This is a genomic window from Acinetobacter sp. RF14B (genome assembly GCF_006864105.1).
GTDB lineage: Bacteria > Pseudomonadota > Gammaproteobacteria > Pseudomonadales > Moraxellaceae > Acinetobacter > Acinetobacter lwoffii_C.
The window spans coordinates 1-11,293 of record NZ_SMTB01000087.1; the positions used below are offsets into that span (position 1 = coordinate 1).

Below are 11,293 nucleotides of genomic sequence, written 5' to 3' on the forward strand. Positions count from 1 at the left end.
AAGTCAACCAGTAAATCCGATTATTTTTAAACTCATTCAAGACACCTAAACTCAACACCTTGTGCTAAATCCTTGTTTCCTAACAAGTTTTAATCTTCATCACTGCCGATGGATGTGCATTCTACAGCATTTAAGAGAGCTTGCAAGTACTTTTTTTACATAAATATTACGAATGGTGTATTTTTATACTAATTTACCGGAACTGCATCTTTTTGCTCTATTATTACTCAAAGAATTTCATTAAAATGCGAACTAATCCTCATTTTTTAAACATTTTCATGCACAACTCACTCAGAAAGTTATTTTTACTAGTAATAGCTATAACCTTCTGTTTTAGTTTAAAAGCCAACTCGGTTCAAAATTCTTATCAAATCACAGTTTCTATACTCAGTTATGTGAAGTGGCCTGTATCCACCCCAAAGCTGTGCGTCTTAGATGACGGCAATGCTTATACCCAGCTTAAAAATCAGCTCAGACACTCCAATCTCCTCATGGAGACTAAATTACTTACAAGTAATCAAATTAAAAATACCATTTGTCATGCAGTTTTTTTTAGTCAGTCTACTCCAGAATTTGAACAACACATTATTAATCAATCTGCGAATAAGCAGGTCATTACCTTCAGCACCTCAAATGTAGAATGTGAAATTGGTAGCACGTTTTGCCTCATGTATTCCAAATCGGGGAATGCCATTTTCAAGGTGAATCTGGATAGTTTGACTCGCTCCAAAGTGCATATAGATCCCCGTGTATTACTGCTTGCACGTAATCAGGAGTGATATGAATGATTAATAATTTTTATAAATCAACCTCCTTACAACAGTTATTCAAGAAATCACAATTTACAATTTTTGCTATTACTTTTCTGATTTCGACTTTAACCTTGGTCAGCATTTCAGTGCTGACTGTAGAATCTTCTGCAAAGCAGAGTCTGCAATTGATCAGTCAAACAGCTGCTGAACGTATTCAACCTGCTCTGGTTTTTAATGATCGAGTGACTATTTCTAAAATACTGATTGAATACACCAACGATTATCATATTCGCTATATTGGGCTATACGACCAGAAGCAAAACCTGTTAGCGAAAAGCCAAAAAGACAATGATTACTATTATCCGCTACAAGCTTTGTTTGATCGCATTTTTCTGAGTGAAGCTATAGAGGTCCCTGTTTACCATCTCGGTAAAAATATCGGTACAGTGGTTGTATACGGTAGTTCCGCACAAATACTAAGTTTTATTATCAAAGTATTTTTCGGTCTGATGGTGGGCATACTGTTCATTCTTTTCACTTTAGCCAAGTCCGTTAATTCAACTTATCGCTTTATTATGCAATCGATTTCGCCACTGATTCAGATTGCCCATTTAATCAATCAACAAAATGCGTACAATCTGCGCTTTCCCCAAAATGATATTAAAGAATTCAACGAATTGAATATGGTATTCAATCATTTGTTAGAAGAAATTCAAGCCTGGAATACTCATTTGCAAAACGAAAACCATGCGCTTTCTCATCAAGCCTTGCATGATTATCTTACAGAACTCCCTAACCGCAATTACTTTTATCAAGAGTTAAGCAAGCTGTTTAGCAGAATTCCCCCTGCGCCTTCTGCCCTTATTTATGTAGATAATAATAATTTTAAACAGATCAATGATGAATATGGGCATGTGATTGGAGATGAGGTCCTGAAGGAAACAGCCAGAAGATTAAAACACAATATACGCCAGACCGATTTTGTGGCTCGTCTCGGCGGAGATGAATTTGCCATTATTCTCCATGATATGACCCGCGTGGATCAATTGACTTCAATCGCTAAAAACCTTATTCAGTGTTGCGAGGAGCCTTTAATCCATAATGGACAAATAATTTCTTTTAGCTTTAGTTTAGGTATATCCATCAGTATTAATGCTGCTGATGCAAAAGAATTAATCATGCAAGCCGATCAGGCCATGTATCAAGCAAAATCATTAAAACACCACTGGTGTATTTACCAAAAATGATCACAGGTAAGACTATGCATATGATAAAAACTTCAATTATTCTTCTACTTACCACCTTGTTAAGTGCCTGCTTAAGCTTTGGGCCACTTAATTATCAACAAACAAAAATGTTGAAAAAGGAAGGTTTTGTGCTAACAGAAGAGGGCTGGAGTCTAGGCTTACCAGAAAGCCTGATTTTCAGTTTTGATCATTTCATTATTACTGCCCAGCAAAACCAGGAGCTCACCCGGCTGGCACAACAGCTTAAAAGCTATAAGCTGGAAAAGCTGAACATTATTGGCCATACGGATGATATCGGTGACCCCACCTATAACCTAGAGCTCTCTAAAAACCGTGCATCCAATGTGGCAGATATCTTCCTTCAACAAGGTTTTAATCCTAAAAACATTCAGGTTATCGGGCGCGGTTCATCACAACCTTTGGTTCCCAACAACTCAAATAAAAACCGTGCTGAAAATCGAAGAGTCACTATTATTATCGTGCCTTAAAAGTATGTCTTGTTGAAAGCTCCCCTTGGAGCTTTTGGTTTTTATAAAATTTCAGACACAAAAAAACCGCTTTACGCGGTATCTTTTATTTCAACCATCTTTGTATAGATGGTCGGAGCAGTAGGATTCGAACCTACGACCCCCTGGTCCCAAACCAGGTGCACTACCAGGCTGTGCTATGCTCCGATTTCAACTTTAAAAGTTGGGGTGAATGACGGGATTCGAACCCGCGACAACTGGAATCACAATCCAGGGCTCTACCAACTGAGCTACATCCACCATTACATTTGGTTCTTGATATCAAGCGACCAAATGGCGCGCCTGACAGGATTCGAACCTGTGACCATCCGCTTAGAAGGCGGATGCTCTATCCAACTGAGCTACAAGCGCGTTACTGATGTAAACATCATTTGCCTTGAAGAATTGGTCGGAGCAGTAGGATTCGAACCTACGACCCCCTGGTCCCAAACCAGGTGCACTACCAGGCTGTGCTATGCTCCGATTCATCTCAGCTTTTGTATCGAACTATCGTTCGGTACGGTGTGCATTCTAGGCGTGACGCCCAAAGACGTCAACACCTATATTTAAAAAAAATCAAAAAAACACTTCAAGCGTTTATTTATCAAGCATTTCAGACATTTTTTATACAAACCCTAGCGCTTTAAGCTGGCACTAAAATTCAGCATACGATCTAAAGGCAGCTTTGCACGCTGCGCCAGCACAGGATCTACCTGAATTTCCTGATTACGCTGTTGCAGAACCTGTAAAATTCCATCCAGTTCATTCATCGCCATCCATGGACAGTGGGCACAGGAACGGCAAGTTGCGCCTTCTCCGGCAGTCGGCGCCTCAATCAGGATTTTTTCTGGAACAGCCTGCTGCATTTTATAGAAGATACCGCGGTCTGTGGCTACGATCAGACGTTGATGTGGCAATGTTTGTGCTGCTTTAATCAGCTGTGAAGTGCTTCCAACTGCATCGGCAACATCTACCACCGATTCTGGTGATTCAGGATGAACCAGAACCGCTGCATCAGGATACATCGCTTTCATCTGAGCAATGCCACGCGAACGGAACTCCTCATGCACAATACATGAACCATCCCAAAGCAACATTTCTGCACCTGTTTTTTTCTGGATATAGCGTCCCAGGTGTTGATCTGGCGCCCAAATGATTTTCTCACCCAAGCTATCTAAATGCTCGACAATCTCAACGGCACAGCTAGAAGTTACCACCCAATCGGCGCGCGCTTTCACAGCAGCTGATGTATTGGCATATACCACTACTGTATGATCAGGATGTGCATCACAAAACTTGCTAAACTCATCAACTGGACAGCCCAGATCCAGTGAGCAGGTCGCTTCAAGTGTCGGCATTAACACGGTTTTTTCAGGAGAAAGAATTTTCGAGGTTTCCCCCATGAATTTAACTCCGGCCACAACCAGAGTGGATGCCGGATGGTCTCGTCCAAAACGTGCCATTTCTAGCGAATCAGAGACACAGCCTCCAGTCAGTTCAGCCAGTTCCTGAACTTCAGGATCGCAATAATAATGTGCGACCAATACAGCATCCTGCTTTTCAAGCTCTGCCTTGATCTGTGCAAATTTTTCCTGTTTTAGCTGTTCAGTCAGCTGATGTTCCTTAGGTTCACCTAAACGGTCTAAATGCGCCTGCACAATCGACTTTGCTTCATTGGCTATTAAATTGGTCGCATTATTCATAACAACATCTACTCTTTTATCTTTACTGCTTGCCCCAAAGGCAACCATTTACCCTATTCACCGGCCAGATGTGGCGGTCTGCTATTTTTGACCGGTCATTAAAACATTTGAGATATAAAAAAGCCCCCACGCGAGGAGGCTTGAGCAATCATCTGCACTATGAACGATAATCTGCATTAATCTTGACATAATCATAAGACAGATCACAGGTATATACTGTGTCTTTTGCCTTACCACGTCCCAGATCCACACGAATCATCATTTCAGCCTGCGCCATGACACGCGCACCCGCTTCTTCAGTGTAGTCAGCTGCTGCACCACCATCTTTGCAGATTTGTACATCATCTAACCAAACCTGAATTTTTGCAACGTCTAAATGCGCCACACCGGCATAACCAATCGCCGCCAGGATACGCCCCCAGTTTGGATCAGAAGCAAAAATAGCGGTTTTCACCAATGGAGAGTGGGCAATACTATAAGCAACATCACAGCATTCCTGAGTATTGGCACCGCCTTCTACCGCTACAGTAATAAACTTGGTCGCCCCTTCACCATCACGCACAATCAGGTGCGCTAAACGCTTCATGGTACGCATGAGCACTTCTAGAACCACGGCATAACGCGGATCTTCAACAGAAGATATTTCCGTGCCTCCCGCCTGACCAGTTGCAATAAAAATACAGGAGTCATTGGTAGAGGTATCGCCATCGATAGTAATACGGTTAAAGGATTGATTAACTGTGATGGAAAGTAACTGTTGTACCAGTTCACGGCTAATCGGCGCATCCGTCGCCACATAGCCCAACATGGTCGCCATATTTGGACGAATCATCCCGGCACCTTTGGAAATACCCGTCATGGTATAGCGAATACCATCCATCTCGAACTGTTCAGAAGCACCTTTTGGCGTGGTATCTGTGGTCATGATTCCAGTTGCTGCATCTCCCCAGGCATCATCACGCAATGACGCCAGCGCCGGCTGCAAGCCACTAAGCAAACGCTCTATAGGCAACTGTTCACCAATCACTCCGGTTGAGAACGGTAACACCTGTTCTGGGTTCACTCCAGCAAGCTTTGCTAGCTGGGCGCAGGTGGCTTCTGCATTGGCCATACCCGTCGCACCAGTGCCTGCATTCGCGTTTCCGGTATTAATGACTAAATAGCGTGGATTTCCCGCTGCCAGATGTGCCCTAGAAACATGCACCGGCGCTGCACAAAATGCATTTTGGGTAAATACACCTGCAACATTGGAGCCTTCAGCTAGCTCAAATACCACCAGGTCACGTCGGTTCTGGTAGCGTACATAGGCTTCTGCCGAACCAATTTTCACCCCTTTTACCACATGCATCTGTGGCATAGATACGTCACCAACTGCCATTTCTCATTGTCCAATGTTGAAGTTTATAAAAAGACAGCTTAGTTGATCTGGAATAAAAAATCGAGCCAAAGCCCTGCAATGTATGGTGATTTATCATAGGTTTTCACAATAAAAAACCAGTCTCAGGGACTGGTTTTTTAATTTCTGAAAAAATTCAGACTTAGTTTTTTGCAAGTTGCGCTGCTTCACTCAGTAAAGCCTGTTTGGCCTGCTGCTGGCTGGCTGCCGAAAGCGCTGGGTTAGATGCCACAATGCGATCGGCATTGGCCGCATTTGCAGCAGCAATGGCTTCAGTTTGCACCACAATCGGGCGGTTCTGGTTGTTAAACGTATAGCGGATACCCGTACGTGGACTCGCGACAGTAACTCGACCATCTGCACCCACTTCAACCTGCGTACTGGTTGGTCCAATCGCTTGCTGAACCTTAGTGAGGGTTGTTGTTCCCGTTTCTGCAAAACTTAGAGCAGGAGTTGCCAAAGCGGCCATCATGAGTGTTTGTAATACTTTTTTCATTGTCTATTCCACTTTTCGGTGCTGAATGAGCCATTTAATACCATTTAACCATCAGGACTGCAAATGGTATTCCAACTCTGAAAAATATTTATACATAAAATTTCAGAGCCCGCAAGCTCTGAGCGTCAAAGATGTTTAGAGCTTGCCATGACACTGTTTGTACTTCAGGCCTGAACCACATGGACACGGTGAATTACGGCTGGCTGGTGCTTCAAATACCGGCGCAACCGAATTGATCGGAGCATTCGGCTCAGCTCTCATCTCCTCACCTTCTGTCAGCAAGCCATCAAACTCTTCATGAGACAGTTGCAGACGCATTGCTTCTGCTTGAGCCTGTTGCTGGGCTTCCATTTCAGCCAGTTCTTCTGGCGTTGGCACATGAATACGTGACAGATCAGTCACTACATCAGATTTAATTACACCCAACATATTCACAAACAGGTTATAGGCTTCTTTCTTATATTCCTGTTCTGGGTTTTTCTGGGCATAGCCACGCAAATGGATCCCTTGACGCAGATAATCCATCGCCGCCAGATGTTCTTTCCAATGACGGTCCAGAGAGTTCAGCATGAAGTGGCGTTCCAGTGAACCGGCTGACTCAGGTCCCATCTGCTCACGACGTGAACGGTAACGATTGAGGACTTCGTCACTAATACGCTCGACCAGAGACTCTTCATCCAGACGACGATCCTGCTCCAGCCACTGGGCAATCGGCAGGTCAATCGATAATTCTTCACGCAATGCCAGTTCTAGGCCTTCAATATCCCACTGGTCATGAATCGATTCAGACGGAATATAGTTAGCAATCATGCCCTGCATCACTTCACGAATCATCTCTTCAATATAATCTTGCAGTGAGCTTTCTGCGAGAATCTCATCGCGCTGAGTGTAAATGATTTTCCGCTGTTCATTATTGACATCATCATACTTCAACAGGTTTTTACGGATGTCAAAGTTACGGGCTTCTACTTTACGCTGGGCATTTTCAATGGAACGTGACACCATTTTGTGCTCGATGGCTTCATCTTCCTGCAAGCCCATCGCACGCATCATACCGACCACGCGATCACCGGCAAAGATTCGCATCAGGTCATCTTCAAGTGATAAATAGAATCGGGATACACCCGGGTCACCCTGACGGCCAGCACGACCACGCAGCTGGTTATCAATACGGCGTGATTCATGGCGTTCAGAACCAATAATATGCAGACCACCCGAGGCTAATACCGCTTCATGATTGGCTTCCCACTCAGCTTTTAGACGTGTTTCGTCTTCAGGGGTCGGATTATCAATTTTGGCGAGTAATGCTTTCCAGTTACCCCCCAATAGAATATCGGTACCACGACCGGCCATATTGGTCGCAATAGTGACGGCACGCGGTGCACCAGCTTGCGCAATAATATCTGCTTCACGTTCATGCTGCTTGGCATTCAGAACTTCATGCTGAATGCCTGCAGCTTTTAGTTTCTCCGAAAGAATTTCAGAAGCTTCAATAGTTGCAGTACCAATCAGGATCGGGGCTACACCTGCTTCATGCACGCGCTGAATTTCTTGAATAATCGCGTTATATTTACCTTCACGATTTAAATAGATCAAATCGTTATGGTCTTTACGCACCATTGGTCGATGTGTGGGGATAATCACCACATCCAGGCCGTAAATTTCTTTCATTTCCGCAGCTTCCGTATCTGCAGTACCGGTCATCCCGGATAATTTTTTATACAAACGGAAATAGTTCTGGAAAGTCGTGGTTGCCAGAGTCTGGTTTTCAGGCTGGATTTCCAGACCCTCTTTCGCCTCAACGGCCTGATGCAGACCTTCAGACCAGCGACGGCCCGGCATGGTACGACCGGTATTCTCATCCACAATGATGACTTCACCATCATTGATAATATAATGGACGTTACGCTGATAGAGATAATGCGCACGGATTGCCGCGGTTACATGATGCAGCAGGTTCAGGTTAGCAGCAGAATAAAGACTCTCGCCCTCTGCCAGCAAGCCCATTGTAATCAGTTCACTTTCAATGGTTTCAAAACCGACTTCGGTAATTTCTACAGAGCGCTGTTTCTCATCTACCCAGAAATGCCCGCCATCCGGCACTTTTTCTTCTTTTTGTGCTTTTAATTTTGGTGGAATGCTGTTGATAGCTGCATACAACTGTGAAGAATCTTCACTTTGACCTGAAATGATTAAGGGTGTCCGTGCTTCGTCAATCAGGATCGAGTCCACCTCATCGATAATCGCATAAGGCAGGCCACGCTGTTTTTTCTCAGCCAGCGAGAATACCATGTTGTCGCGTAAATAATCGAAACCGAATTCGTTGTTGGTTCCATAGGTGATGTCGGCACGATAGGCTTCTGCTTTCTCGGCCGGATTTTGCATGGAATAAATAATTCCAATGCTTAAACCCAGGAATTCAAATAATGGACGGTTCAGCTCGGCATCACGTTGTGCCAGATAATCGTTTACCGTAATGACATGTACACCCTGACCACTAAGCGCATTCAAATAACAGGCGAGTGTACCCATCAGCGTTTTACCTTCACCCGTACGCATTTCGGCAATTTTACCTTCGTGCAAGGTAATACCACCAATCAGCTGTACATCATAGTGGCGCATGCTCATGACACGTTTAGCCGCTTCACGACAGACCGCAAATGCTTCAGGAAGTAATTTATCTAGGCTTTCACCTTTATTATATCGTTGTTTGAATTCTTCAGTTTTTGCAGATAAGTCTGCATCGCTAAGGGCAGATATCGTCGGCTCGAGCGCATTAATCTTGTCTACGATTTTACGCATGCGTTTGAGTTCACGCTCATTTTTGGTACCGAAGATTCCTCCGATCAGACTTGCCAACATGAATAGACTCTCTAAATCTTGCTTATCAAATGAATATGTTCTTAGTCGTTATTATGGTACTAGAAATTTGAACTACAAGGGTTTTAGCATAAAACCGTTGAAAAAATCTCATCCTTAGTTCTAGCCCTGAAACCTAAGGCAAAATAATGTAGCAAATTTTGACTGGGCAATATAGTCAATTAGCTGACTGTTTTTGCTGATTCTGAATAGAAGGATAGTCTTCTTATGAAAAATTTGTATAAGCAATTCTAAAAACACTATTTTCCAAGATAAATAAAATGGTTCATATTGATTCTTATCCTTCTATTATAAGATCAATTGAGGCAAACATATGAGTTTACGTTTAGGTGATACTGCACCCAATTTTGAACAGCAATCCAGTGCAGGCTTAATTAATTTTTATGATTTTTTAGGTGATAGCTGGGGCATTTTATTTTCACACCCTGCAGATTATACCCCGGTCTGCACAACAGAACTTGGCTATACCGCAAAACTCAAAGATGAGTTTGACAAACGTGGGGTTAAAGCCATTGCCCTTTCTGTCGATGATGTTGAATCTCATCAGGGCTGGATTAAAGATATTAATGAAACTCAGGCAACTACGGTCAATTTTCCGATTATTGCCGATCAGGACCGTAAAGTTTCTGAACTCTATGACTTTATTCATCCCAATGCCAGTGAGACTTTAACTGTTCGCTCCCTGGTCATTATTGATCCCAATAAAAAAGTACGTTTGATCATTACTTACCCTGCATCTACTGGACGTAACTTTCATGAAGTTTTACGGGTGGTAGATTCCTTACAACTCACCGATCAACACAAAGTGGCCACTCCAGCCAACTGGCAACAGGGAGATGATGTGGTGATTGTTCCTTCATTACAAGATGAGGAAGAAATCAAGCAGCGTTTTCCTAAAGGTTATAAAGCGGTCACTCCATACTTAAGACTAACGCCTCAGCCTGAGTAGGGCTAAGCCATGCCCAGTTCTACCTTGAGGGGAAGCTATGTCATAGAGTAGAACTGGGGGAAAAAAATAAAATTAGAACTCTATACACTAAGCTTAAGACCTCAGGAAGCATTTTAATAAGTCGCTGAAAATTTTAATTTTAATAGCCTGATCGAAACGATATGGATATGAACAGATTTGGTATCTTTTATTCCCTGCGTTGGGATAAACCTCCGTACATTGATCAATGTACGGAGGTTTTTTATTTTTATGCCGTGTTCAGAACAGCAAACTGCTCGCCTAGAAGGATTTTCAGCTGCATCATGTGCCAATACATACCTGAACACTGGATCGGGAAGATTTATTAAAAGTGATGAGGGAAATCCAGCGGGCTCGCCAGAACAATGAAAAGGTACTCCTCTATTGCTACTACGGCTCTGACCGTACCGCTGCCAGTATTACCCTGTACTGGATTATTTTCCAGCACTGCTCAATTGAAGACGCTGGGCATGAAGTGAAATACAGCGGTTATGGCTTTCACATGACTGGGCACAATATTGAGAAAGTATTTAGCCCTGAACATGTAAAATGGATCCGGGTGTAACTCTCGGATCCATCTACAACTTCAAGGTGGTAATCAATTATTGACGCTTGTCCAAAGGTACCCAGTCAATCACCCAAGCAGACTTCATATTCAGGCTGGCATCAGATGCAATCTTCTTACGGGCCGCATCCGCAGCTTCACGGTCCTTGGATGGACCAACCATAATACGAATCCCTTTGGAGGTTGGACTTTTAGTCACTTTATAGCCTTTGGCACGCAGCTTGGCTGCCACAGCATCGGCATTGGCTTCGTTGGCGGCCAAAGCCACCTGTACCATCCATTGCTTGCTGTCCTCTCCTTCTAACAGCTTGCGTGCCTGCTCGGCTTCTGCCTTTTTCTTGGCTTCTTCTGCCTTACGTTTTTCTTCCGCCTCTTTACGTTCAGCTACTCGACGCTCTTCTTCAGCCTTTTTCTTAGCCTCATCGGCTTTGCGCTTTTCTTCTGCCGCTTTACGTTCCGCTTCTTTCTTCTCGGCAGCTTTGCGAGCTTCAGCTGCCTTTTGAGCTTCTTCAGCTTTACGCTTTTCTGCTAAAGCCTGACGTTCAGCTTCTTTTTTAGCTGTCTCAGCTGCTGCATTATTCTTTTGCTGGGCGAGTTTTTGCTGCTCCAGCTTCTTTTGTGCCGCAGCTTTTTCTTCAGCCAGACGTTTCTGCTTGGCCTGTTCATCGTCAACCAATTCAGGTGGAATATTATCCGAACTTTGCTGGCCCAAGCGATGAGCATTGAGTGCTGCATACTCTTCTGCGGCCTTACGGGCCGCATCGGCCTCGGCCTGTTGCTG

9 protein-coding genes, 4 tRNA genes and 1 pseudogene are annotated in these 11,293 nt (G+C 43.7%); 5 read left to right on the forward strand and 9 right to left on the reverse strand.

All coding sequences use genetic code 11. From position 1 onward, the window contains the following. Positions 1–278 precede the first annotated feature (278 nt). The 3 genes from E2K52_RS11595 to E2K52_RS11605 are packed head-to-tail and all read left to right on the forward strand — an operon-like array spanning position 279 to position 2,487. The gene (locus E2K52_RS11595; RefSeq protein ID WP_227548238.1) at positions 279–779 is read left to right on the forward strand and encodes a YfiR family protein; all 501 of its coding nucleotides are present in this window, start codon (positions 279–281) and stop codon (positions 777–779) included. A 5-nt stretch (positions 780–784) separates the two neighbouring features. After that, complete coding sequence (locus tag E2K52_RS11600; RefSeq protein WP_151205246.1) at positions 785–1,999, forward strand: sensor domain-containing diguanylate cyclase; 1,215 nt, start codon at positions 785–787, stop codon at positions 1,997–1,999. Positions 2,000–2,013: 14 nt separating this feature from the next. Beyond that, positions 2,014–2,487: an OmpA family protein gene (locus E2K52_RS11605; protein WP_151205247.1), complete on the forward strand. Its 474-nt coding sequence runs from the start codon at positions 2,014–2,016 to the stop codon at positions 2,485–2,487. Positions 2,488–2,596: 109 nt separating this feature from the next. Here E2K52_RS11605 and E2K52_RS11610 read toward each other — a convergent pair. The 8 genes from E2K52_RS11610 to secA form a co-directional block, all read right to left on the reverse strand. Next, positions 2,597–2,673, reverse strand: a tRNA-Pro gene (locus E2K52_RS11610). Positions 2,674–2,690: 17 nt separating this feature from the next. Then, positions 2,691–2,766: transfer RNA gene (locus E2K52_RS11615), tRNA-His, on the reverse strand. A gap of 34 nt (positions 2,767–2,800) precedes the next feature. Beyond that, a tRNA-Arg gene (locus E2K52_RS11620) sits at positions 2,801–2,877 on the reverse strand. A 34-nt stretch (positions 2,878–2,911) separates the two neighbouring features. After that, positions 2,912–2,988 (reverse strand) — tRNA-Pro (locus E2K52_RS11625). A 152-nt stretch (positions 2,989–3,140) separates the two neighbouring features. Next, positions 3,141–4,208 (reverse strand): quinolinate synthase NadA, encoded by a 1,068-nt coding sequence (gene nadA, locus E2K52_RS11630; protein ID WP_151205248.1) that lies wholly within the window; start codon positions 4,206–4,208, stop codon positions 3,141–3,143. 157 nt (positions 4,209–4,365) lie between these two features. Then, complete coding sequence (gene argJ / locus E2K52_RS11635) at positions 4,366–5,586, reverse strand: bifunctional glutamate N-acetyltransferase/amino-acid acetyltransferase ArgJ (RefSeq protein ID WP_151205249.1); 1,221 nt, start codon at positions 5,584–5,586, stop codon at positions 4,366–4,368. Positions 5,587–5,746: 160 nt separating this feature from the next. Then, on the reverse strand, positions 5,747–6,100 hold the full coding sequence (locus E2K52_RS11640) for a hypothetical protein (protein ID WP_151205250.1): 354 nt from the start codon (positions 6,098–6,100) through the stop codon (positions 5,747–5,749). 135 nt (positions 6,101–6,235) lie between these two features. Continuing rightward, on the reverse strand, positions 6,236–8,962 hold the full coding sequence (gene secA / locus E2K52_RS11645) for a preprotein translocase subunit SecA (protein WP_151205251.1): 2,727 nt from the start codon (positions 8,960–8,962) through the stop codon (positions 6,236–6,238). A 331-nt stretch (positions 8,963–9,293) separates the two neighbouring features. On the opposite strand from secA, the gene E2K52_RS11650 reads away from it, so the two are divergent. Both E2K52_RS11650 and E2K52_RS15470 read left to right on the forward strand, forming a co-directional pair. Next, positions 9,294–9,929: a peroxiredoxin gene (locus tag E2K52_RS11650; protein WP_151205252.1), complete on the forward strand. Its 636-nt coding sequence runs from the start codon at positions 9,294–9,296 to the stop codon at positions 9,927–9,929. Positions 9,930–10,218: 289 nt separating this feature from the next. Continuing rightward, positions 10,219–10,512, forward strand: a pseudogene (locus E2K52_RS15470) (protein tyrosine phosphatase); the annotation flags it as partial. A 37-nt stretch (positions 10,513–10,549) separates the two neighbouring features. Here the strand turns inward: E2K52_RS15470 and E2K52_RS11660 are convergent. Then, a partial coding sequence (locus tag E2K52_RS11660) for an SPOR domain-containing protein (protein ID WP_151205253.1) occupies positions 10,550–11,293 on the reverse strand: 744 nt, incomplete at its 5' end.

Bases quoted from the DNA above. Each gene is read 5' to 3' on its own strand.
- E2K52_RS11595 (WP_227548238.1), top strand. From the start codon at position 279: ATGCACAACTCACTCAGAAAGTTATTTTTACTAGTAATAGCTATAACC.
- E2K52_RS11600 (WP_151205246.1), top strand. From the start codon at position 785: ATGATTAATAATTTTTATAAATCAACCTCCTTACAACAGTTATTCAAG.
- E2K52_RS11605 (WP_151205247.1), top strand. From the start codon at position 2,014: ATGCATATGATAAAAACTTCAATTATTCTTCTACTTACCACCTTGTTA.
- nadA (WP_151205248.1), bottom strand. From the start codon at position 4,208: ATGAATAATGCGACCAATTTAATAGCCAATGAAGCAAAGTCGATTGTG.
- argJ (WP_151205249.1), bottom strand. From the start codon at position 5,586: ATGGCAGTTGGTGACGTATCTATGCCACAGATGCATGTGGTAAAAGGG.
- E2K52_RS11640 (WP_151205250.1), bottom strand. From the start codon at position 6,100: ATGAAAAAAGTATTACAAACACTCATGATGGCCGCTTTGGCAACTCCT.
- secA (WP_151205251.1), bottom strand. From the start codon at position 8,962: ATGTTGGCAAGTCTGATCGGAGGAATCTTCGGTACCAAAAATGAGCGT.
- E2K52_RS11650 (WP_151205252.1), top strand. From the start codon at position 9,294: ATGAGTTTACGTTTAGGTGATACTGCACCCAATTTTGAACAGCAATCC.